Origin of the sequence: Neobacillus niacini (assembly GCF_031457145.1) — a bacterium.
Taxonomy (GTDB): Bacteria; Bacillota; Bacilli; order Bacillales; family Cytobacillaceae; genus Neobacillus; species Neobacillus niacini_J.
Map to the genome: position 1 here is coordinate 1 of NZ_JAVDVZ010000027.1, position 23,419 is coordinate 23,419.

The 23,419-nt window shown below is 38.7% G+C and carries 23 protein-coding genes and 1 rRNA gene; 21 read left to right on the plus strand and 3 right to left on the minus strand.

All coding sequences use genetic code 11. The annotated features are described in order from the left end of the window. The 11 genes from J2Y03_RS28235 to J2Y03_RS28285 all read left to right on the plus strand — a co-directional run. Nucleotides 1-854, plus strand: an 854-nt coding sequence (locus tag J2Y03_RS28235) for a DNA-directed RNA polymerase subunit alpha (RefSeq protein ID WP_310200542.1), incomplete at its 5' end; no start/stop codon positions are given. Between the two features lie 56 nt (nucleotides 855-910). Then, nucleotides 911-1,273: a 50S ribosomal protein L17 gene (gene rplQ / locus J2Y03_RS28240; protein ID WP_132096536.1), complete on the plus strand. Its 363-nt coding sequence runs from the start codon at nucleotides 911-913 to the stop codon at nucleotides 1,271-1,273. Between the two features lie 373 nt (nucleotides 1,274-1,646). Further along, nucleotides 1,647-2,486 carry an energy-coupling factor ABC transporter ATP-binding protein gene (locus J2Y03_RS28245; RefSeq protein WP_310200544.1) on the plus strand — a complete coding sequence of 280 codons (840 nt, stop codon included), beginning with the start codon at nucleotides 1,647-1,649 and terminating at the stop codon, nucleotides 2,484-2,486. Continuing rightward, a complete protein-coding gene (locus J2Y03_RS28250) occupies nucleotides 2,462-3,328 on the plus strand; it encodes an energy-coupling factor ABC transporter ATP-binding protein (RefSeq protein WP_310200546.1) in 867 nt (288 codons plus the stop codon). Before J2Y03_RS28245 ends, J2Y03_RS28250 begins: the two co-directional genes overlap by 25 nt. Further along, nucleotides 3,325-4,122, plus strand: coding sequence for an energy-coupling factor transporter transmembrane component T family protein (locus J2Y03_RS28255; protein ID WP_310200548.1), 798 nt, complete (start codon nucleotides 3,325-3,327; stop codon nucleotides 4,120-4,122). Before J2Y03_RS28250 ends, J2Y03_RS28255 begins: the two co-directional genes overlap by 4 nt. 10 nt (nucleotides 4,123-4,132) lie before the next feature. Beyond that, nucleotides 4,133-4,873 (plus strand): tRNA pseudouridine(38-40) synthase TruA, encoded by a 741-nt coding sequence (gene truA / locus J2Y03_RS28260; protein WP_310200573.1) that lies wholly within the window; start codon nucleotides 4,133-4,135, stop codon nucleotides 4,871-4,873. Between the two features lie 256 nt (nucleotides 4,874-5,129). Then, nucleotides 5,130-5,567, plus strand: coding sequence for a 50S ribosomal protein L13 (gene rplM, locus J2Y03_RS28265; protein ID WP_045516499.1), 438 nt, complete (start codon nucleotides 5,130-5,132; stop codon nucleotides 5,565-5,567). 20 nt (nucleotides 5,568-5,587) lie between these two features. Then, nucleotides 5,588-5,980: a 30S ribosomal protein S9 gene (gene rpsI / locus J2Y03_RS28270; RefSeq protein ID WP_132096546.1), complete on the plus strand. Its 393-nt coding sequence runs from the start codon at nucleotides 5,588-5,590 to the stop codon at nucleotides 5,978-5,980. 375 nt (nucleotides 5,981-6,355) lie between these two features. Then, the gene (locus J2Y03_RS28275) at nucleotides 6,356-8,041 is read left to right on the plus strand and encodes a serine hydrolase (protein WP_310200550.1); all 1,686 of its coding nucleotides are present in this window, start codon (nucleotides 6,356-6,358) and stop codon (nucleotides 8,039-8,041) included. Nucleotides 8,042-8,063: 22 nt separating this feature from the next. Beyond that, on the plus strand, nucleotides 8,064-10,133 hold the full coding sequence (locus J2Y03_RS28280) for a glycoside hydrolase family 3 protein (RefSeq protein WP_310200552.1): 2,070 nt from the start codon (nucleotides 8,064-8,066) through the stop codon (nucleotides 10,131-10,133). 92 nt (nucleotides 10,134-10,225) lie between these two features. After that, nucleotides 10,226-11,479 carry an exo-beta-N-acetylmuramidase NamZ family protein gene (locus J2Y03_RS28285; RefSeq protein ID WP_310200554.1) on the plus strand — a complete coding sequence of 418 codons (1,254 nt, stop codon included), beginning with the start codon at nucleotides 10,226-10,228 and terminating at the stop codon, nucleotides 11,477-11,479. Between the two features lie 397 nt (nucleotides 11,480-11,876). Here the strand turns inward: J2Y03_RS28285 and J2Y03_RS28290 are convergent, their stop codons facing one another. Continuing rightward, nucleotides 11,877-12,929, minus strand: coding sequence for a hypothetical protein (locus J2Y03_RS28290; RefSeq protein WP_310200555.1), 1,053 nt, complete (start codon nucleotides 12,927-12,929; stop codon nucleotides 11,877-11,879). A gap of 463 nt (nucleotides 12,930-13,392) precedes the next feature. Here J2Y03_RS28290 and J2Y03_RS28295 point away from each other — a divergent pair, with 463 nt between their 5' ends. The 7 genes from J2Y03_RS28295 to J2Y03_RS28325 all read left to right on the plus strand — a co-directional run bounded on the left by J2Y03_RS28295 (nucleotide 13,393) and on the right by J2Y03_RS28325 (nucleotide 20,144). Beyond that, nucleotides 13,393-14,100, plus strand: a complete 708-nt coding sequence (locus J2Y03_RS28295) for a hypothetical protein (RefSeq protein WP_310200557.1) — start codon at nucleotides 13,393-13,395, stop codon at nucleotides 14,098-14,100. Between the two features lie 249 nt (nucleotides 14,101-14,349). Continuing rightward, nucleotides 14,350-15,366: a hypothetical protein gene (locus J2Y03_RS28300; protein ID WP_310200559.1), complete on the plus strand. Its 1,017-nt coding sequence runs from the start codon at nucleotides 14,350-14,352 to the stop codon at nucleotides 15,364-15,366. A 79-nt stretch (nucleotides 15,367-15,445) separates the two neighbouring features. Next, nucleotides 15,446-16,132 carry a response regulator transcription factor gene (locus J2Y03_RS28305; RefSeq protein ID WP_310200561.1) on the plus strand — a complete coding sequence of 229 codons (687 nt, stop codon included), beginning with the start codon at nucleotides 15,446-15,448 and terminating at the stop codon, nucleotides 16,130-16,132. Beyond that, nucleotides 16,122-17,549, plus strand: a complete 1,428-nt coding sequence (locus J2Y03_RS28310; RefSeq protein ID WP_310200563.1) for a sensor histidine kinase — start codon at nucleotides 16,122-16,124, stop codon at nucleotides 17,547-17,549. Before J2Y03_RS28305 ends, J2Y03_RS28310 begins: the two co-directional genes overlap by 11 nt. Nucleotides 17,550-17,642: 93 nt before the next feature. Beyond that, nucleotides 17,643-18,086, plus strand: coding sequence for a YbaK family protein (locus tag J2Y03_RS28315; RefSeq protein ID WP_132096564.1), 444 nt, complete (start codon nucleotides 17,643-17,645; stop codon nucleotides 18,084-18,086). Between the two features lie 147 nt (nucleotides 18,087-18,233). Beyond that, nucleotides 18,234-18,959 (plus strand): N-acetylmuramoyl-L-alanine amidase CwlD, encoded by a 726-nt coding sequence (cwlD, locus tag J2Y03_RS28320; protein ID WP_310200565.1) that lies wholly within the window; start codon nucleotides 18,234-18,236, stop codon nucleotides 18,957-18,959. A 129-nt stretch (nucleotides 18,960-19,088) separates the two neighbouring features. Then, complete coding sequence (locus J2Y03_RS28325; RefSeq protein ID WP_310200567.1) at nucleotides 19,089-20,144, plus strand: Mrp/NBP35 family ATP-binding protein; 1,056 nt, start codon at nucleotides 19,089-19,091, stop codon at nucleotides 20,142-20,144. A 53-nt stretch (nucleotides 20,145-20,197) separates the two neighbouring features. Here J2Y03_RS28325 and gerD read toward each other — a convergent pair whose 3' ends face one another. After that, a complete protein-coding gene (gene gerD, locus J2Y03_RS28330) occupies nucleotides 20,198-20,791 on the minus strand; it encodes a spore germination lipoprotein GerD (RefSeq protein WP_310200568.1) in 594 nt (197 codons plus the stop codon). 153 nt (nucleotides 20,792-20,944) lie between these two features. Between gerD and J2Y03_RS28335 the strand changes: the two genes are divergently transcribed. After that, entirely contained in the window at nucleotides 20,945-21,631 is a 687-nt protein-coding gene (locus J2Y03_RS28335) for a KinB-signaling pathway activation protein (RefSeq protein ID WP_132096572.1), read from the plus strand. Nucleotides 21,632-21,941: 310 nt separating this feature from the next. Here the strand turns inward: J2Y03_RS28335 and pdaB are convergent, their stop codons facing one another. After that, nucleotides 21,942-22,694, minus strand: coding sequence for a polysaccharide deacetylase family sporulation protein PdaB (gene pdaB, locus J2Y03_RS28340; RefSeq protein ID WP_310200570.1), 753 nt, complete (start codon nucleotides 22,692-22,694; stop codon nucleotides 21,942-21,944). 138 nt (nucleotides 22,695-22,832) lie between these two features. Between pdaB and J2Y03_RS28345 the strand changes: the two genes are divergently transcribed. Continuing rightward, the gene (locus J2Y03_RS28345; protein ID WP_132096574.1) at nucleotides 22,833-23,063 is read left to right on the plus strand and encodes a hypothetical protein; all 231 of its coding nucleotides are present in this window, start codon (nucleotides 22,833-22,835) and stop codon (nucleotides 23,061-23,063) included. 276 nt (nucleotides 23,064-23,339) lie between these two features. Beyond that, nucleotides 23,340-23,419, plus strand: a 16S ribosomal RNA gene (locus J2Y03_RS28350); the annotation flags it as partial.

Consider the following 23,419-nt stretch of genomic DNA (forward strand, 5'->3'; position numbering starts at 1 on the left):
GATATGGTACTACTTTGGGTAACTCCTTACGTCGTATCCTTTTATCTTCACTCCCAGGTGCCGCTGTTACATCGATTCAGGTCGATGGGGTTCTTCATGAGTTCTCAACAATTGAAGGCGTCGTAGAGGATGTAACATCCATCATATTAAACATTAAGAAATTAGCTTTAAAAATCTATTCTGATGAAGAGAAAACTCTTGAAATTGATGTGCAGGGTGAAGGTCCTGTTAAAGCAGGAAATATTACTCATGATAGTGATGTTGAAATCTTAAATCCTGATCTTCATATTGCTACATTAGCATCAAGTGGGCATCTTCGTATGCGTTTAACAGCTAAGCGCGGACGTGGTTATACTCCAGCTGAGCAAAATAAGCGTGAAGATCAACCGATTGGTGTGATTCCAATTGATTCTATTTTCACTCCAGTTTCACGTGTGTCCTATCAGATAGAAAATACTCGTGTCGGCCAGATGACAAACTATGATAAGCTAACGCTTGATGTTTGGACAGACGGAAGCACAGGGCCAAAAGAAGCGATTGCTCTTGGTTCAAAAATCTTGACCGAGCATTTAAATATTTTCGTTGGTTTAACTGACGAAGCTCAAAATGCCGAGATTATGATCGAAAAAGAAGAGGATCAAAAAGAAAAAGTCCTTGAAATGACGATCGAAGAATTAGACTTATCAGTTCGTTCATATAACTGCTTGAAACGTGCTGGAATCAATACTGTTCAGGAATTAGCAAATAAAACTGAAGAGGATATGATGAAAGTACGTAACTTAGGACGCAAATCACTTGAAGAAGTGAAGGCGAAACTAGAAGAGCTTGGATTAGGCTTACGTAAGGATGACTGATTAGGTCACATTATAACTAATCCGTTTAATGACTTCAACAAAGGAGGGAACCCTTCATGGCTTACAGAAAGTTAGGACGCACAAGTGCACAGCGTAAAGCTATGCTACGTGATTTAACTACAGACTTAATCATCAACGAGCGCATTGAAACAACAGAAACTCGTGCTAAGGAAATCCGCGGTACTGTTGAGAAAATGATCACATTAGGTAAACGTGGTGACTTACATGCTCGCCGTCAAGCTGCTTCTTACGTTCGTAATGAGGTTGCTGATGCTGAAGCAGGTACAGACGCACTACAAAAACTTTTCACTGACATCGCTCCACGTTATTCAGAGCGCCAAGGTGGATACACTCGTATTATGAAACTTGGACCACGCCGCGGCGATGGTGCACCAATGGTAATTATCGAGTTAGTTTAATACCGAAAAAGCAGACAACAAGGGCGCTGGACAGTTTAGTTACAAACTTGTTCTTGAGCCCTTTTTCTGTATAATAAACTTTATATAATCATACACGAACCAAGCCAAAAAGAGCGTTATGATGAGCGTGACCCTTATTCTTTAGGGCACTTTAGGGGGATTGTTTCCCTTTGGAAAGATCAATGAAAGCCTTTTAGATCTTTTTCGCGTCTCGTCTAGCTCATGCACCTCCTCCCATTTCTTATTTAGAAATCCGTCAAAGCGGCAGAATGTATTCGTTCTTCTGCCCGGGGGTGAGGTGCAGGCTTTTTTTGTATTCCCCGAGCTTAGCATAGAAATGGATCAATAGGTGAGTTGAGAGGAGAAGTAGTAAATGAGAAATTCTGTTGTTTCCTTAAAGAACGTGTCTTTTCAATATGAGAGCCAGAGTAACTACGCTCTTCAGAATGTTAGTTTTGATATTTATGAAGGTGAATGGTTAGCGATTGTTGGGCATAATGGTTCGGGAAAGTCAACTACAGCAAAGCTTTTAAACGGTTTGATATTTCCGCAGCAGGGAGAGATTACGGTCTGTGGCATTCAATTAAATGAAGAGTCCATTTGGGAGATACGAAAGAAACTAGGATTGGTTTTTCAAAACCCTGATAATCAGTTTGTAGGTACAACTGTACAGGATGATGTGGCTTTTGGTTTAGAAAACCATGGGGTCCCTAGGGATGATATGATCTATAGGGTAGAAGATTCTTTAAAAAAAGTAAAAATGGATCATTTTCTTAATCAAGAGCCGCACCATCTTTCTGGAGGCCAAAAGCAGCGTGTCGCTATTGCAGGTGTTCTTGCATTAAGGCCGTCTATCATTATATTAGATGAGGCGACATCTATGCTCGATCCAAAAGGCAGAGGTGAGGTTTTAGAAACGGTGCGTGCTCTAAAGGAAGAAGACTCCCTTACTGTCATCTCGATTACTCATGATTTAGAAGAAGCGGCTAAAGCCGATAGAATAATTGTAATGAATCAAGGTCAAGTTTATCGCGAGGGTACACCGGAAGATATATTCTCATTAGACGATGAATTGATTCATTTAGGACTTGATATCCCTTTTTCTATTAAAATGGGAAATGCATTTCGTCAAAAAGGGATTGACCTATCGAAGCACTATTTATCGGAAGAAGAGTTGGTGAATGAGCTATGGACATTGCGCTCCAAAATATAGAGTATCGTTATCAAGCAAACACTCCTTTTGAACGTTTGGCTATTAAAGATGTGTCTATTGACATTCCGACGGGAACATACATGGCGCTAATAGGTCATACTGGTTCAGGAAAGTCTACTGTTTTGCAGCATTTAAACGCATTGTTACTTCCAACTGAAGGAACTGTACTTATAGATAAGCATGAAATCAAAGCGAAGCATAAGAATAAAAATCTAAGACAGATTAGACAAAGAGTGGGTATCGTATTTCAATTTCCTGAGCATCAGTTATTTGAGGAAAGTGTTGAAAAAGATATTATTTTCGGACCTATGAACTTCGGTGTTTCAGAGGCAGATGCAAAAGTGAGAGCTCGACTTGCTTTGAAGCAAGTTGGTCTTGCGGAGGAAATATTAGAAAAGTCTCCATTTGATTTGTCTGGGGGTCAAATGCGTCGTGTGGCAATTGCAGGTGTTCTTGCAATGGAGCCTGATTGTCTTGTGCTTGATGAGCCAACTGCTGGATTAGACCCGCGAGGACGTAAGGAAATTATGGACATGTTTTATTCACTCCATAAAGAGAGAAATTTGTCTACTATTCTTGTAACCCATAGTATGGAAGATGCAGCAAAGTATGCTGACCAAATTGTCATCATGCAAGAAGGACATGTAGTGAAACAAGGGACACCAATTGAAATCTTTTCCTCTGTTTCAGAGCTTGTTGAGATGGGACTCGATGTACCAGAAGTGGTTCGTTTTCAACGGAATCTTGAAGAAAAATTGGGGATTAAACTAGGGGCAACCTATCTTTCAATTGAGGAACTGTCTACTGCGGTGGCTGATATGTTAAGAGGTGCACCAGTATGATGGAAAAGATGATAATTGGAAGGTATGTGCCTGCAGATAGTTTAGTCCATCGGATGGACCCACGGTCAAAACTTATTATTATTTTCTTGTTCGTTTGTATTATATTTCTAGCGAATAATTTCCTTACCTATGCTCTTATTGGTATTTATACTTTTTTAATGTTAGGTTTATCTCGAATTCCCATCCGGTTCTTATATGCTGGATTAAAACCTGTACTCTGGTTAGTTTTATTTACTTTGATTTTACAGGTTTTCTTTACTAAAGAGGGTAGTTTACTATTTGAGTTTGGTCCGATTAGGATCTATGAAGAAGGGGTCAGACAGGGTATCTTCATTTCAATGAGGTTCTTTTTTCTAATATTAATGACCAGTTTGCTAACATTAACAACCACACCTATAGAGATAACGGATGGTCTGGAAACACTTTTACATCCTTTGAAAAAGGTTCGATTTCCCGTACATGAAATGGCCTTAATGATGTCTATTTCGCTTCGGTTTATTCCAACACTTATGCAAGAAACGGATAAAATTATGAAGGCACAAATCGCACGTGGAGTGGAATTTTCGAGTGGTCCTATAAAGGAGAGAATAAAGGCAGTCATACCTTTACTTATTCCGCTATTTGTAAGCTCGTTTAAACGCGCTGAGGAGCTTGCTATCGCGATGGAAGCGCGAGGCTATCGTGGTGGTGAGGGAAGAACAAAGTACCGTCTATTGAGCTGGAAACTCGCAGATACCATGCAGGTATTGATTCTTGTACTATTAACGATAATATTAATTCTATTCCGTTCATAAATGGAGCTAAATTATGAATCGCTATAAATGCATCATTTCTTACGATGGTTCTGGATTCTCTGGGTATCAGGTCCAACCACATAAACGAACTGTTCAAAGTCAATTTGAAGCCGTTTTAGCAAAAATGCATAAGGGAAGCCCTATTAAAATTTCAGCTTCTGGAAGAACAGATGCAGGTGTCCATGCAAAAGGTCAGGTGATTCATTTTGATTCACCATTACTCCTACCTCAAGAGAAGTGGGAGGTAGCTTTGAATTCTATGCTGCCGGATGATATTTCTGTACAATCTGTTGAAAAAACAGATTCTGCCTTTCATGCTCGTTTCGATGCTAGTGGAAAAGAATATCGATATTTCCTTTATCAAGCTCCGAAAAGAGATCCATTTCAACGCCATTATGCCTATCATTACCCTTATCCTTTAAGCATTGAAGCTATGAATGAGGCATGCCAATATTTACTTGGTACCCATGATTTTTCTAGTTTTTGTTCTGCAAGAACGGATGTAGAGGATAAGGTAAGAACCATTGAAACCATTGAAATTTCACAAGAGGAAGAGCTTGTTAGTTTTCGTTTTGTAGGGAATGGTTTTCTATACAATATGGTTCGGATTTTGGTGGGTACGCTAATTGAAGTGGGCTCTGGGAAACGAAAACCAGAGGAAATAGAGGAAATACTGGCAAAACGTGACCGTATCTATGCTGGCAAAACCGCACCAGGACAAGGTTTATATCTTTGGAAGGTACATTATTAAAACTTCTTAGTATAACAACTGAACCTAGTGTAACATTTTCTTGACATTTTGCTCGAAAGAATTTATTATATTATATGGTTGTGTTTTTAATCCCACGATTAAGCCCCGGAAAGTCTTCATCGTGATTGAAAATATATGATACTAAAAATAGACCGCACAATGGCCTTGTCGTTTATTCCCGGAACAGAACGAACGATAACAGCTTATGTTGGTGCGAAAAAATAATCTTTATGGATTTATATTAGGAGGGAATTTCATGCGTACAACGTTTATGGCTAACGCCAACAATATCGAGCGTAAATGGTACGTGATTGATGCTGAAGGCAAAACTCTTGGTCGTCTTGCTTCTGAAGTAGCAGCAATCTTACGTGGTAAAAATAAACCAACTTTTACACCACATGTTGACACTGGTGATCATGTTATCATTCTTAACGCTTCTAAAGTTGAATTAACTGGGAAGAAATTAACTGACAAGATCTACTACCGTCACACTATGCATCCAGGTGGTTTAAAAACTAGAACTGCTCTTGAAATGCGTACGAACTATGCTGAGAAAATGATCGAGCTTGCTGTTAAAGGTATGCTTCCAAAGAATTCTCTTGGCCGTCAAACATTCAAAAAATTACACGTATATGCTGGCAGCGAACATCCGCACCAAGCACAACAACCTGAAGTTTACGAACTTCGCGGTTAATAAAGAGGGAGGGAATTAACTTGGCACAAGTTCAATATATTGGTACTGGTCGTCGTAAGAGCTCTGTCGCACGTGTGCGCTTAGTTCCAGGTACAGGTAAAATCCTAATTAACGGTCGTGACATCGAAGAATATATCCCATTTGCAGCTTTACGTATGGTTGTAAACCAACCATTAGTTGCTACTGAAACAACAGGCAGCTACGATGTTCTTGTAAACGTAAGCGGCGGTGGATATACAGGTCAAGCGGGCGCAATCCGTCATGGTATTGCTCGCGCATTACTTACAGTTGATCCTGAATATCGTCCAACATTAAAGCGTGCAGGACTTTTAACTCGTGACCCACGTATGAAAGAACGTAAGAAATACGGACTTAAAGGCGCGCGTCGTGCTCCTCAGTTCTCAAAACGTTAATTTTCAACACTTCAAAGGCTCTCAACCATTTTGGTTGGGGGTTTTTTTATGTTTTAATATGAGAAACAATATAAGAATTTGTATATAAATTGCGAATAATTATAATGATGAAACTGGCGAAATTTATAGCGATTTACTTAAATCTGCAGACTTTTAAAATAAAATTTCACATTTTTGTTAAATATTTTAAAAAAATAATTCTAACGTCGTAATCCTTTTGTCCTGTATAAATGACTGTTCCGGGACTTAGGTGGTATAGACGACTGTACACGATTACCTATATGCTTTAACTATAGATTGTAAGCGTTGCCAGCATCTTGTTATACATAAGGGACATCCCGCCTACAATTCATTTAATTGTAAAAAGGAGGACATATGAAAAGAAAAGCGTTTATGATTACAGCAGTTTGTAGCATGCTGCTAAGCACAACAACAGTATTTGCCAACAAAGACCTTACGAATGAACCATCGATTGAAAAGGTAGAAAAACGCACAATCCCATCTAAGAATCCGCATCCAGCTTTTACATGGAACTCGACTATCATCCCTGTTTCGGGCATACTTCACCCAAGCTCTGCACGAGGAGCTGGAATGGTGGAAGCACCACTCAAGCAAATCGATCAAATTATGAACCAAGCAATTTCACAAAAACTAATGCCCGGTGCTGTCACATTTGTGGCGAGAGCTGGAAAAATTGTAAAACATGACGCTTATGGCTATTCTGCTCAATACATCGATGGCCAGTTTACAGAAATGGAAAATCCAATTCCTATGGAAAACGACACGATTTTTGACTTAGCGTCTATCAGCAAGATTTTCACTGCAACCGCTGTGATGATCCTTTTTGAAAAAGGATTATTCAATCTTGATGATCCGGTGGCAAAACATATTCCTGAATTTGCTGCCAACGGGAAAGAAATCGTAACGGTTCGCCAGTTGTTAACCCACACTTCCGGGTTCACCTCTTGGATTCCTTTATATTCAAAAGGGAATTCAAGAGAAGATAGGCTGAAGTTGGTATTAAACCAGCCGTTGAAAAATGCTTCTGGTACAACATACGAATACAGTGATTTAAACATGATTACCTTAGGAATGTTAGTGGAGCACTGGTCTGGTACTCGCCAGGATGAATTCGTCCGGGAGCATATCACAGAACCTTTAGGGATGAAGGATACGATGTACAATCCACCAGCTTCATTGAAGAACCGTATTGCGGCAACTGAATACCAATCAACACCAAATCGCGGTCTCGTGTGGGGAGAAGTTCATGATGAGAATGCTTGGTCATTGGATGGGGTGGCTGGTCATGCCGGTGTGTTCTCTAGCGCCATTGACTTAGCTAAACTTGCCCATATTTTTATTAATGAAGGCAGTTATGGAGGCAAAAAAATCTTGAAGCCGGAAACAGTACAGTTGCTGCTGCAAAATCAGAATGAGGCATTCTCTGGAAATGACCATGGTCTTGGCTGGGAGTTAGGCCAAGGTTGGTATATGGATGCTTTATCGGAAGGTACATACTCTTTTGGCCATACGGGGTATACAGGAACTTCGATTGTAGTAAGCCCGAACAATAAAACAGTAGCAATTTTACTGACCAATCGTGTCCATCCGTCAAGAAATATGGGATCCATGAACCTAACCCGTCGCTTATTAGCTAGAAATGTAGCAGATTCAATCCCTGTCTCGATTCCTGGTAAGAGTGATGCTTGGTTTGCAGGGTACGGCGACAAGCTAAACCGAGAAATGGAAACGGATCTCCATTTATCTAAGGATACCAAACTCACCTTCTCCACATGGCATATGATTGAGAATGTCTGGGATATCGGTTCTGTAGAGATTTTTAGAGATGGGAGTTGGCATCAACTTGCCCTATTAACAGGCACAAGTAATGGCTGGGAAAAGAAAGAATTGGCTATACCTAGTGATGCGACGAAATTACGGTTTGTCTATCGAACTGATGGATCTACCAATTCACGAGGTTGGTACATTCAGAATCCAAAACTGGATTCTGGAACAACACTTTCTTTTACAAATAATGAATGGGAACTTAGAGATTATTAAAAGTTAGAGGAGGAGAAACAACATGCGCAAATTTTTAAAGACATTTATCACCTCGTTTCTGGCATTTGCTCTATTATTAACGGGAATCCCACTTGCAGGGGCAGCTGCTACGGGAATCGAGGATTTAGTGATTGATCTCAATGTTCCACAGGTTACAAGAGAAGTAAAGGATAGCAAGCTTGATTTAAATGCACTTCATGTTTATGAGGATGGTCACTTTATACTGGCATCTGAGAACCTAAATTGGCAATCTTCTAATAAAAATGTTGCCTCTGTATCTAAAGATGGAGTAGTAACTTTATCCGGTCACAATGGTAAAACATTTATATCTGTCACGGATGGCAGCCATAGCGACAGAATTTCGATTCAATTCAAAGGAAATCAAGAACAGGTCCTCGTTGAAAAAGAAAAAGGCGCACGCTATGACCTCATCGGAAATGCCATTAAGCATATGAGTATGGAAGAAAAGGTCGGACAAATGCTAATGCCCGATTTTAGGAATTGGAATGGCAAAAATGTCACAGTAATGAACGACGAAATTGCCAAGCTTGTGAAGGATTATCATCTCGGCGGTGTGATTTTATTCCGAGAAAACACAGTGACTGCTGATCAAACAACTAAGCTAGTCAGTGCCTATCAGGAAGCTGCGGAAAAGTACGGACTGTTAATTTCCATTGACCAAGAAGGTGGAATCGTTACACGTCTGCAAACTGGTACCGACATGCCAGGGAATATGGCGTTAGGTGCGACTAAATCTGAAGAGCTTGCCGAGAAAGTTGGACGAACAATTGGTGAAGAGCTTAATGCACTTGGTATTAACATGAACTTTGGACCAGTATTGGATGTAAACAACAATCCAGATAATCCGGTGATAGGTGTTCGATCTTTTGGTGAGAATCCTGAGTTAGTAGCTAACCTAGGAAATGCCTATATTAAAGGGCTCCATGAAACGGGCACTGCAGCAACGGCTAAGCATTTTCCAGGCCATGGAGATACTGCTGTTGATTCCCATGTGGGACTTCCATCCGTACCTCATGATATTGATCGTTTGAAGAAGGTAGAATTATATCCTTTCCAGCAGGCAATGGATGCAGGAATTGATGCGATTATGTCAGCACACGTGACGTTCCCAAAAATAGATGATACGAAAGCAATCTCTAAAAAGGATGGAACTGAAGTCGCTGTACCAGGTACACTTTCCCACAAGATATTAACGGGTCTAATGCGCGAAGAAATGGGCTTTAAAGGAGTTATCGTAACTGATGCGATGAATATGGGTGCAATTGCAGATCATTTTGGTCCTGTTGATGCAGCAATCCGTGCTGTTAAAGCTGGAGCTGACATACTTTTAATGCCAGTTGGAATCGTAGATGTAGCAAACGGCCTTTATGATGCTGTAAACTCTGGCGATATTTCAGAAGGTCGACTTGAGCAGTCAGTAGAGAGGATTTTAATCTTGAAACTTAATAGAAGCATCGTTAAGGCAGAAGTAGAAAAGAGTCTTGATGAAAAGGTAGCAAATGCACTTCAAGTCGTAGGATCACCTGAACATAAAGCAATTGAAAAAGAAGCAGCAGAAAAATCCATTACTCTTGTAAAAAATGATGCTGTTCTTCCGCTTAATGTTTCTCCTGAAGATAAGGTTGTTGTGGTTGGTGGATCTGGATTCTCTATTAATCTCCTTGCAGCTGAGGTCCAAAAACACCATCCTGGCACAGTTCATGTTAATGCTTCCGGTCCGCTTAATGCTTCACAATTAGCACAAGTGCAGGATGCGAAATACATCATTGTCGGAACCTACACCTCTAGTGTTGGGGGCAGGGCTCAAGACGCTAGTCAAATGGTGATGACAAGACAACTGATTGAAACAGGGATTCCTGTAGTAGCAGTCGGTGCGAGAAATCCGTATGACATTATGTCCTATACAGATGTAGATGCCTATCTTGTTCAATATGGATTCAGACCAGCAAGCTTTGAAGCAGCAGCAAACACCATTTTTGGTAAAAACAATCCAACTGGAAAACTTCCAGTCACGATTTACAACCATGATGGTAGTGTTTTATACGGTTTTGACCACAGTTTAGGATACTAAGTAGGGGATTTATTAAAGGGAATTTAGTTTCAACTCTGAGAGTTTCGGCTATTTTCCCTAAGCTAGATAGATATAAATGAGGAGGGATACTTTTGAAAAAGTTGTTAGCAGGTTTATTGGTTCTCGTTCTACTACTGTCTACTGTTTCTGCAGCGATGGCCAAGAACGATAAAGAGAAAAAGAATAAAAAGTTTCGTTTGGGTGTTGAGGTTTTGTTGCAGGATGAAATTGATTTGATTAAGGATAAACGCTTAGGGTTGATTACTAATCCAACCGGAGTGGATCAGAACGTTACGAGTATTGTAGATCTACTCTTCAATAATCCCGATGTGAACCTGACTGCTCTTTATGGTCCTGAGCATGGCGTACGAGGAAGTGCACAAGCAGGTGCGTATGTTGAACAATATACGGATGAAAAAACAGGACTTCCTGTTTATAGTCTATATGGAAAGACCAAAAAGCCAACACCTGAAATGCTAAGCAATGTCGATGTATTGTTATTCGATATTCAAGATGTTGGGACACGGTTTTACACCTATATTTATACTATGGCACTAGCGATGGAAGCAGCAAAAGAGAACAATATTCCCATTATCGTTCTTGACCGTCCGAATCCAATCGGCGGTACAAAGGTCGAGGGACCTGTGCTCGAGGATAAGTACTCTTCTTTCATTGGCGAATATCCGATTCCAGTTCGCCATGGGATGACCGTTGGGGAGTTGGCAAAGCTTTTCAATAGCGAATTTGGTATTGGAGCGGATTTAACTGTTGTGGAAATGGAAGGCTGGAAGCGGAACAAGAATTACGATGAAACGCCATTAGAATGGGTACTTCCGTCACCGAACATGCCAACATTAGAAACTGCAATTGTCTACCCAGGTGCTGCCTTAATTGAAGGAACCAATGTTTCAGAGGGAAGAGGAACAACAAAGCCATTTGAATTGATTGGGGCGCCGTTCATCAATAGCGATAATTTAGCTGCAAAGTTGAACTCATACAAATTACCAGGTGTCACATTCCGCGCGGCATCGTTTATACCAACCTTCTCAAAACATGCGAATGTGTTAAGCCATGGTATTCAAATTCATGTCACAGACCGAAACTCTTATAAGCCGTTTGAAACAGGGTTATATATCGTAAAAACAATCCATGATATGTATCCAAACGATTTCCAATTTAGAGCACCGAGTGCAGCAGGAATCTCTTTCTTTGATAACCTGGTCGGCAATGGTTCCATCCGCGCTGATATTGAAGCCGGCAAAAGTGTTGAAGAAATGAAAGCAGCATGGCAGAATGGTTTAGATCAATTTAACGAGGTTCGTAAGAAGTATTTATTATATAAATAGGTGTAAGGTGGCCTTCATTCTTGGAGGCCTCTTTTTAGTAGAAAAACAAGAAATCTAGTCGAATTTTGTATTTTCGGGGAAATAATCGGCAGTTTTTGCTGAATTATTCACCGAAAAAATATATTGGAATGAATGAGAGTATAGCGTCACGCGATATAACTAAGCCTCAGGATGAAACTGTTAAAAGACCATATCGTTTTTCTATGGTAGAGAATTTAAACAAAAAGAAGAGCCGTTTTTAATCCGAACTTCTTCGGAAGGAGCTAAATAGTTCTTTTTTGTTATCGTATCGCTGGGCGATACGCCTTGTATATCGGACATTAAAGAGTTATATCGCCACCCGATACGGCTTAAAAATAATATTAAAAGGGCTTTAAAAGCCCCTTTAATCAATCATTCAAATATCTAATTCTTTTCGAAGCTCAGTTATAAATGAACTGTCTACCCCTAGCTGCTCCGCTAAAACTTTTTCTTCCGCATTTGGGTTCTTTTTTAGCAATTTTTTAAGCGTCTTAATTTGAGCTTTCCGGACTGCTTTCAACACCAAATTTTTATCTTTAGCGTTTTGCACTGCTTCCAGCGCTGAACTTTCTTTAAATTTCGGTTCTACTTCTTGTACCGAATTTTCTTTTGATTTCGGTTCACTTTGTTGGTTGGTCAATAGTCCTGCTTCCAGCGCTGAACTTTCTTTAAATTTCGGTTCTACTTCTTGTACCGAATTTTCTTTTGATTTCGGTTCACTTTGTTGGTTGGTTAATAGTCCTGCTTCCAGCGCTGAACTTTCTTTAAATTTCGGTTCTACTTCTTGTACCGAATTTTCTTTTGATTTTGGTTCACTTTGTTGGTTGGTTAATAGTGATACTGCTCCGCTTAGCGAATCAAGTTTTTCTTTGTACTCTCCAATCAAAGTTTCTTTACTTTCATTGTTTGCTTTCATTTCGTCTACTTTTTTATGAAGTTCTGCAATTTCCTTTTTGCTCTTTTCTAAACTTATAACAAATGACGTAATTACTTGTTCTTTGGTTCCAATTACTTCTTTTAGATCTTTTAGCTGCATTTCTTGCTCAGCTACTAGACTTCTTAACGCCCCAATCAATGATTGAATTTCTTCATTGGACGCTCTCATTTGTGCAATTTCTTTATTGCTGTTTTCAAGGCTTGCAGTAATTGAAGCTATATTTTCTATTTTAGTTGCCAATTCGTCTTTTAAACGAATTTCTCGTTTTGTCATGTTAGCCGCTAACTCATTAATACGAGCCGTAAGGGCTTCAAGTTCTGAATAGTCATCCTTATGATCACCTCCGGCTTCGTTTAAATCATGAATTTCACCTAATCCAACCACTTTTTCAAACCATTCTTTTGGCGTAACACCACTCGAATCAATCATTTGCATTACCTTTTGGTGGAAATCGTCACTGATATCTACCTTGAATCTACTATTATCTGCCATTTTCTTACACTCCCCTTTTGATTCACAATTTAAGTCTAAAATAAAAATCATAGGATTAAGAGAATTTATCACATATGTATAATAAAATATGATGGTAATAGAAAAATGGAATGGACAAGAATCTAAAATTAATGAATAAAAATAAATAAACTTTGTTTGGAGGGGGCTTTAGCGATATGATTAAGATTCAGAATGAAACTGCTGAAGACCATAAAAAAGCCGTTCTTAATAGAACTTCTCTGGAATGAGCTAATTAGTCTTTTTTCTATCGTATCGCTGGGCGATATGCCTTGTGAATCGGACAATTAAAGAGACATATCGCCACCCGATACGGCCAAGCTTCAGGACATACTTGGCAGGGAAAGGGGATAATTGTTCTTTTTATTTATATCGCTAGGTGATATGGCTCTTGAAAATTCATCAGTAACCCTTCATAATTTATTTATAAAAAAGGTGGTCAGATATGCGAAATGATATTCAACCGTTTGAGCGCTCTTTCACTTCCAAGGAAGTAGCTGAGGAAGCTGGGATTGCAACACCTACTGTTCGGAAGTATGGCCAAATTTTAGAGCGTAATGGTTATGAGTTTTTAAAAGAGGGAGATCGGCGCATCTTTGTTCAATCCGACATTGAAGCACTTATAGCGTTACGCGATACGGATAAGCAGTTAGATGATACAGCGAAAGACATTGCGCAACAGCAAAAAGAAAGATTAGCAGGATTTAATGAAACAGAGATAGCGGTAGCCGATACGTATGACAATTTACCCCAAGATCCCAACCACGTAAAAGAAATATTAGCCTATTTAGCCAATGAAATTGCTGCTACACATGAAATGAATGTCCAAGTAATAAACGATATAACAGAGCTTAAAACTACAGTTTCAGGGCTAAAGCAGGATCATCATCACTTAAGTTCTAATATTTCAAATTCAGCTCAAAAAACGCAAACTAGGATTGAGAAATTATCTGAACAGGAAAAAAAACATTATGAAACATTGCTGGAACAGGAAAAACAAAAGAGCGATTATTTACAAAATGAATTACAAAATCTCCGTGAAGAAATGAAAAAAGAATGGCTTTCACAAAATGACTTTAATAAACGCTTAGAAAAAGCCATTCAGAGACCTAAAGATAAATGGGAATGGATTTTCTCCATATTCCGTAAATAAGGTTCTTATAGACTCCAGTCATGCTCCTATATTTCAAAGGCATCTTTTATGAAAATTCCACAGGCTTTCAACCAATTTGGTTGGGGGTCTTTTTTTGGTTTAATTTTAATCATTACTTAGATTGGCTGGGATTTTTCGAAATATCCTTTTTTGACATCTTCCTGACATCTATGGGCGTTACAGTAATAGTACAAGGTCAGCAAGTACAAGAGCCTAATATAATTTTAGATAATCAGGAGGTATTGATTAATGAAAAAGTCAGTTTTAGGATTAACAGTTGCAGGTGTACTATTACTAGGCGGATACGCAACAACAACGTTTGCAGATGACGAGGGAACCACTAGCACTGGTTCAAAGGTTGAAAATGTGATGATGGGCTTTAAAGGTATGTTTGGATTTAGGCATAAAGGAAATATCGATTCAGAAGCATTACTAGCCAAAGCGAAGGACCTCGGGATTAAAATCAGTGGCAAAGATGCAGAAGCGTTAATGCAGGAAATCCAAGAAGCACTTATTAAGCAGGAAGCGAAGGATTTAGGTATCAAGACAACTGATAAAGATATTGATACTCTTGTACAGGAAGTACAATTAGCAAAATTGCAAGAAGAAGCTAAGTCATTAGATATCAAGACAGATGGTAAGGATGCACAGACACTGGGTCAGGAGATTCTCTTAGCTGAGCTTCAGAAAGAAGCGAATGAGCTGGGAGTAACAATAGATGATAAAGATGTAGACACATTAAAGCAGGATATCAGACAAGCTGAACTGAATAAGAAAGCGAAAGAGTTAGGCATTACTACTGATGGTAAAGATCTTACCACACTATCTCAGGAAGTATATACCGCAACAGTCAATAAAGAAGCAAAGGACCTTGGTATAAGTGTCGAAGGAAAAGAAATTAACGAAGTTGCCCAAGAAGTTTATAAGGCAAAAGTAAAAGCAGACGCAAAGGAATACAATATTACTATCGATGGTAAAACGATTCAACAGATTGCTGAAGAAGTGAGAGAACAAAAAATAGTGAAAGTAGCAAAAGACCTTGGTATTACTACAACAGATAAATCAACTCAGGAATTGATGGAGGAAATAAAGGAAAAGGACTCTGCAAAGCTAGAAGAGCTACTAGGGGAGAATACCTTCGGAATGTTGGGTATGGGTAAAGGTGGTCGTGGAATGAGCGGCTTTGGACATAAAAGAGGTGGACATGGCGGTGGTATGCACCAAAGCAATGGTGAAATGGGTAACATGAGTAAAATGGGACTTTAAAAATGATCTCTGAAAATCCTCGGTATATTCCACCCGAGGATTTTTTAGTATATTTAAAGGGATTGGAGGTTGTTAAATAATGAAAACCATTTTGGTTGTCGAAGACGAACAGACAATCTCGAGAGTATTGGCTGTTTACTTACAGCATGCAGGCTATCATGTCGTACAAGCCTACGATGGAGATGAAGCGTTGCGTTTATTTCATGAGAACTGCCCAAATCTTGTATTACTTGATGTTATGCTCACGGGGAAAGACGGTTGGAGTATATTAGAGGATATTCGAAAAATTAGTGCCTGTCCAGTGATTATGCTGACTGCTCTAGGGGATATTGATTACCGTTTAAGGGGCTTAAATCAGGGAGCGGATGATTATATTACAAAGCCATTTGTAGGAGAGGAAGTTATTGCCCGTGTTCATGCTGTGCTTCGGCGTTCGGCTAATGTTCTGGATACAGACAATAGTAAGCAATTTGGCAGCTTAAAAATAAATCTAGATTCCCATGGTGTCACCATTAATGGAAAAGAGGTCATCTTAACACCTAAGGACCTCAGCTTGCTTATCTTTTTAACAGAGAGACCCAATCGGACTTTTACAAGAGACAACCTAATAGAAAGTGTTTGGGGGATGGATTATGAAGGCAGTGATCGTGCAGTGGATTTGGCGATAAAACGGATACGGCAAGCATTGAGTAAGTGGCCTGCCTCTCAAGGAGAAATCCGGACCCATCGCGGATTGGGGTATCAATTCTGTGTTTATGAAAAATAAAAAGCGGACAACTTTACTTAAATATTGGACAACCAGGTATCTTGTGACACTTATTATTGGTTTAATCCTATTAGGTGCCGGCTCTTTATGGTGGATCCAAAAGACCACCTTGGAAAACCGTCTGAAATTAATGGAATATTTAGCCGTTGAAACGGCAAACCGTTTGACTCAATCGAATGGAATGATGGAAGTGGACCCATTTTTCAATCGAATGCTTGAGGAAAGAGCAAGAGTCCTTCAATTAGAAAAGGAACCTGAACTTTTTATTACAGATTTGACTGGGGAAGCGATTTTTTCAAGACCACGTCATATGGGTCCAGGACGCATGGGTCCAAAAGAACAAAACATAATGGATATTCCAAACAGCTTTTTTAAAAATAATAACACCGTTCAAAAGCTGGAAGTAGAAGGTATTGGCATCATGTATGCTGTCAAATCTCCGATTATGGATAGTGACAAACAAGTTGGCTGGGTGGTTTTAATGCAAAGTGCGGATGAGCTATCAGATATAAATCAAGAATATCGGTTACTAATTGTCCTATTAGTTGGTTTAGGTCTATTGGGGTGGGTGGTGATTTACCTGCTTTCTAAAAAAATCCTTAAACCTATTCAGGAAGTGGCCCATGCTGCATCGCAGGTCAAAGAAGGTAATTATGATTTTAACTTAAATACTGAATCAAACGAACAAGAGGTATATGACCTCGTCAGCTCCTTTACAGAAATGACAAATCGATTAATACAGCTTGAAAAGCTACGGGCTGAATTATTAGCAGGGGTTACGCATGATTTAAAAACACCTGTCACCTCGATAAGCGGTCTAGTACAGGCTGTTCGGGATGGAGTTGTCACTGGCAATGAACGGCAGGAATTTCTTGATATCACGCTGAAGGAAGTCAACCGGCTGCAAACGATGATTGCTGATTTATTAGATTATAATTCTTTAGCGGCGGGTGCCTTTTCAATTAGACCTGAATACTGCAATATGAATGAACTTGTTCAAAACATTGTCAGAGAATGGGCAATCACACAGCCTAAGCCCATTCATTATCAAGTAATGGTGCCTGAAGGAGTAGTGTACCGTACCATTGATCCGTTACGATTACAGCAAATAATGATTAACCTTTTAAACAACGCCTCTCAGTCGCTTGATGGCGAGGGTTCAATAACGGTTATCCTCACTAGGTATTCGATTGATATCAAGGATACGGGAGCTGGAATACCCGAAGCAGAACAACCTTATATCTTTGAGCGCTTTTTCCGCGGAGAAAAAAAGAAATTAAAGGTGAGAGGACTTGGTTTAGGTTTGCCATTCAGTAAAATGCTCGCCAAGGCTCTTCAAGGAGATTTACTATTAAAGGAAAGCGGCACTAGAGGTAGTACATTTTCTATAATTTTGAAGGACACCTACAATGATTAGTAAATACGATAAAAATTGGCAATCGAAAACGCATAGGAGTTTGCATTTCTTAGGACCAAGGGATGAAGAATAGTCCTAAGAGGTGAAAAGCAAGTGACTGTAATTACTACCTTTAAAGAAAAACGTCGCGATAAGCAGTTAAAATACGAGCGGTCCGTACTGAAGGACTTATCGGTTAAAACGTTAAAAGAGCGAGTACAGCAATACTTTGGCTCATCAAGAATTGCACAAAGTTTTGTTATGAATACAGGAATTGAAGAGGCCTGTTATGATGTAGCGTTAGAAGCCTATTTATTAGGAGCAAAATTTAGCAAATTTGCTTATTATGGTGAAAGTATAGATGAAGTACGAAAACGTTGTTATCGAGAAGAGAAACACTTGATTGATACACTTTACAATTTCCTTCTTTATTGGGGTAATGGTGAGGAAGCGGTAATGAGTGAAACGCTCTATTACTCCTGTGAGGGGTATATAGATATTTGGTGGAAAGAAGGCTATGAAAAGGCGCAAAGACGCCGCAAGCTGCGATTACATTAATTGAATTCTGTTTGATCAAGCGCGCCAAGGCAATGGGGGGAAATACCCTTTTCCTTGGCGTTCACTTTCTCATTTCTTCCTGTTCTAAACAGTTCCCTTGTCCCATATAGTTAAGTGAATAGGGACGAGCGGGAAGGAATGATTTTGGTGTCAAAGAAAAAATTAAAGGTCATTGGTTTTTCTGTTGGTTTACTTCTCCTATTTCTGATTTTACAATATGATTTTGTTAAAGAGGACACATGGGGGGATTCATGGAATCTTCCTTTATCAGGCAAAATCATCTTGCTTGATCCTGGCCATGGTGGTCCGGACGGGGGAGCGGCGAAAGCCAAAACATTAGAAAAAGACATTGCTTTGGATATTTCATTAAAAGTCAGAGATTATTTGCAGGAGCAAGGAGCCTTAGTAGTTATGACCAGAGAGACTGATACAGATTTAGCGGACGAGGATACAAAAGGATACAGTAGAAGGAAAGTAGAGGACCTAAAGAAGAGGCTAAAGATGATAAATAACTCTGATAATGACCTTTTTGTCAGCATTCATTTAAATTCCATTCCTTCTTCAAGATGGAGTGGGGCACAAACATTTTATGCGTCTCATTTCAAAGAAAATGCCAAGGCGGCAAAATTCATTCAGGATGAGCTAATCGTAAATTTAGAAAATACAACACGAAAAGCGAAGCCAATTAATTCGGTATATATATTAAAAAATGCCAAAAAGCCGGGGGTATTGGTGGAGGTTGGCTTCCTTTCAAATCCAAACGAAAGAGAACAACTAAAAAAGGATGCCTATCAGGAAAAGATAGCTGTATCTATCTATCAAGGGGTACTTCGCTATTTTACAAATGAGAAGGAATTAAAGGTAGAAGATTAAAGAAGGTGGGTATGCGCCTTCTATTTTTCTGTAATTCGACAATAAGTGTGATTCATTTAACTGTTTGAGCTCATGAATATGGTATACTAAAAGCTGGAAACGAATTCATTAGGTGAGGTGTTTGTTTACATGTTAACAGAAGTGAAAATCCGGGAAGTATTAGGTAACTTAAAAGAACCATTTTTACATAAAACGTTAGCAGAATTGAATGCTATCGAAGAAATAAAAATAAAAGAAGAGAAAAATCATGTCAGCGTGAAATTGCAGATTGCTAAAACAGGTACATCTGAACAATTACAGCTGCAAACACAAGTTGTTAATTTGTTAAAAGAAGCAGGAGCAGAAACTGTCGGAATCAGATTTAGTGAGCTTCCAGAAGCAGTGCTAGCTGAACACCGTCAAGCTACAAGCGATACAGAAGACAAAGGATTACTTTCATCTAGTAAAACAACATTTATTGCGATTGCAAGTGGAAAAGGTGGAGTAGGTAAATCAACTGTGTCTGTCAACCTCGCAGTAGCATTAGCACGTCTTGGTAAAAAAGTTGGTTTAATTGATGCAGATATTTATGGATTTAGTGTTCCCGATATGATGGGAATTACGAAAAGACCTGTCGTAAGAGCAGAAAAAATCCTTCCAGTTGAGCGTTTTGGCGTTAAAGTCATTTCAATGGGCTTCTTTGTAGAAGACAATTCTCCAATCATTTGGCGCGGTCCGATGTTAGGGAAAATGCTAAATAGTTTCTTTAATGAAGTAGAATGGGGAGAAATTGATTATTTGCTGTTAGACTTACCTCCTGGAACAGGGGATGTCGCATTAGATGTCCATACAATGCTTCCTGCATGTAAAGAAGTAATCGTAACCACTCCACATCCAACGGCTGCATTTGTTGCGGCACGTGCGGGTGCTATGGCATTACGTACGGACCATGAAATTATTGGTGTTATTGAAAATATGGCTTATTTTGAAAGTAAGTTAACAGGTGAAAAAGAATATGTATTTGGTAAAGGCGGCGGTGATAAATTAGCCGAAGATTTAAACACAGAAGTCCTTGGTCGTCTGCCGCTTAATCAGCCAGATTGGAATGATGATGACTTTGCACCATCTATCTATCAGGAAGATCACCAATTAGGGAAAATATATTTAGAAATTGCCGAGAAAATTACAGGTGTTTTGAAAAAATAATGAAGATAAAGCCTCTTCCAAAAATTCGGAAGAGGCTTTATCTATATTGTTAATTACTTAGAACCGCCACTTTTTTTTGCACTTTTGGCTTCTTCTTTAGCCTTTGTTTCTTCAGCTGCCTTTAAAAGCAACTCCTGTATTTTCATTTGGTATAGCGGGCTTTCGATCGTTTCAGAAATAACCTTTTGAAGATGCTCTCTGTAATCTTTACTTTTTAGTGCATCCGCCATTTCCTTTTGAATTTCTGGTTCTTTAAAAACCTCAATCATCATGCCCCTATACTCAGGATCGTTCATCAAATCCTTCAGAATCTTTTCATTTTCAGTTCGCATACTTTTGGCAACACCCTGGGCGAATTTCTTATCACTGAAGGTTTTCTTCCAAAACTCTGTTGCATTCTCTGAAGTGAGGGTTTGTTGGATCGTATCTGCTACAACTTTCTGGTCCATAACTAGTGTTTCTTTCATCTTATCATCAGACATTACTTCTTGAATTGCTTTCTTACCATCATCCGTTTTGAGAATATCAACAACCATTTTCTTTGTGGCTTCATAATCTATTTGCTCTCCGCTGCTTGCTCCTGAAGAAGCACAACTAGCTAAAAACATGGTGATAAGCAAGAGGAGAAATAGTTTTTTTCCTTTCATATAAAAAGCTCCTTTCACATAGGAATCCTTAATTTCTAGGATGAAGAAAAGAGCGTTAGATTATGCGTGAGGAAATGGAAAAGATGGATTTTTTAAATTTGGATTGGTACAATCAGTATGGAAATTTATTTTTTGTTATTGGAGGATAATGGTGTGACAAGTCGGATTTGGGTTAGACTGTTTATGACTACGCTATTAATTGGCGCAATTACAACTGCAATTGCAGGTTTTATTATCAATTGGAATGAATATGTGCACTATTTTACTGATTTTCGAATCATCAATATATTATCCGCTCTTTTTTGGTTTGTTTTATGGGGCGTTCTTTATAGTGTTATTAGTCAAATGGGATATTTCGCATACCTTACTGTCCACCGTTTTGGACTAGGCATATTTAAATCAGTATCCCTTTGGAATGGGGTCCAGGTAGTTTTAATATTATTTGTAATATTTGACCTTGTGTATTTGCGTTATGAAACCTTTGCAAAATCTGGGGACAGTCTCTTACCTTATATCGGGCTGGCGGCTTTGCTGTTAATTCCGGCAGTGGTCACTGCATGGTATAAAGCAAAACAAACAAATCGTGAAGCTTTTATTCCGGCACTCTTTTTTATGATAGTTGTAACGGTTATCGAATGGTTCCCGGTACTGCGTGTAAATGAACAAAGCTGGGTTTACCTCATGTTAGTTGCCTTAATAGCCTGTAATGCCTATCAATTATTGATTCTTCATAAATTAAATATGCAATCACAGCAGGAAAGACAGAGAATTGAGAGTAAACGAGCAACAAATAAAAAAACAAATGCTTCCAAAAAAACAAGCAAAAAACCGTCCCTTTAATAGAGTGAACGGTTCCGTTATGAGGTTCTTTTCAGAAATTTTAAGCTGAATAACAGACGTTTAGACATAGCAATTGGTATAGTAAATGCAAAAACTCGCCGCAATGGTGAGTTTTCTTTATAGGGTCGATGAAGACCAAATCCCTTTGGACAAATGGAGAGAGTGGTCATCATAAAGGCGATGAAGACCAAATCCCTTCGGAAAATTAGAGGAAATAGTCTTCATAGCAAATGCTAAATGTTCCATCAACCTGAAACGCTTTACAATTAGAAAAACATTAAAATTAACACAGTGAACGGTTTTTTTGATACTATTTTATTTCCTTCGAATCAACAGATCCATTCGCAATCATTTCCGAAACAGTTACAAGTTTCAGCCCTTTATTTCGTAGTTCTTGGAGGATTCCTGGTATTGCCTTTGCTGTCTGTTTGGCAGAATCAGAAGCATGGAGTAGAACGATATCCCCTTTATTCGCTTTATTTACATTGGTTATAATTTGATTAACTCCGGGATTGGTCCAATCCTTTGAATCTACACTCCAATGAACGACCGTATAATCAGATCGTGCTGCTAATTTTAAAGAGCGCTCGTCAAAATGGCCTGTAGGTGCACGCAGAAGCTTTATGTCCTTAATGTTTAACTTTCTAAAAGCCTCCTTTGCTTTGGAGATGTCTTTTTCGATATTCGCCTCTTCTAATTCAGTGTAATCTTCATATGCATATCCAAGAATTCCAATTTCAAAGCCTTCTTTAACGATACGACTGACAATATCCGGGTGCCTTTCAGCCCAGGATCCTGCTAAGAAGAAGGTCGCTGCTTTCACATTCTCTTTTTTTAATGCATCTAGAATGGGTTCTGCCTTTTCATCACCCCAACCAATATTAAAGGTAAGAGCAATATCCTTTTCACCGCGGTAAACGGCTTTTGGTCCATCTTTTGTAGAAAAGACTGGAGATAAGGACAGATTTCCCATAAAGAGAAACAACGCAGTAAAGAATGCAGCAATTACAACTAAAAGAATTTGTTTTACAGATTTACCCTTTAACACAAAAAAGAAATTCACATTGACCACCTCGTCCATTGCTATCCTCGTCTCATACCTATGCAGTTTTTTAAATTAATATGATTAAGAAAAATAATTATAAATTTTACTAAATTGGAAAAGACTACTATAACTACATATTTCATAAAGGGTGATTCAATGTTTGGGCTTCTCATTAATGATAAAGAAGTAAAAGAAATGGAATACCTTATTAAGCGTGAAATGGATGAAATATTATTTGATTTAAAAGATAATCGTATTGATCATGTAGTAAAAAGGGCAATGGAAGAACGATATAAGATTTTATTTACCTTATTTAGAAGAGTAGCCTCACCAAATGAGTGTTTAAAATATATGAGAAGTGATAATAAAAACAGGAAAAAAGGTTAGATAAACTTTCTAAAAAGATAAGGAACAAATTTCATTAAAAATAGTTGACTTATTAAAAGTATGTTGGTATATTAATAAACGTCGCTGCTGACATAAAATAATTCACTTAAAAAAAGTGATTGACATTTACGATGTAGTGATGATATATTTAAAAAGTCGCTTTTGAGCGATGTGAGAAATTGATCTTTGAAAACTAAACAAACAAGAACGTCAACAAACAATTTTTTAGCTTTTTTAAAAAGCTAAGCCAACGTAACAAAATGAGCTATATCAACTTTCTTGGAGAGTTTGATCCTGGCTCAGGACGAACGCTGGCGGCGTGCCTAATACATGCAAGTCGAGCGAATCTTGAGGTG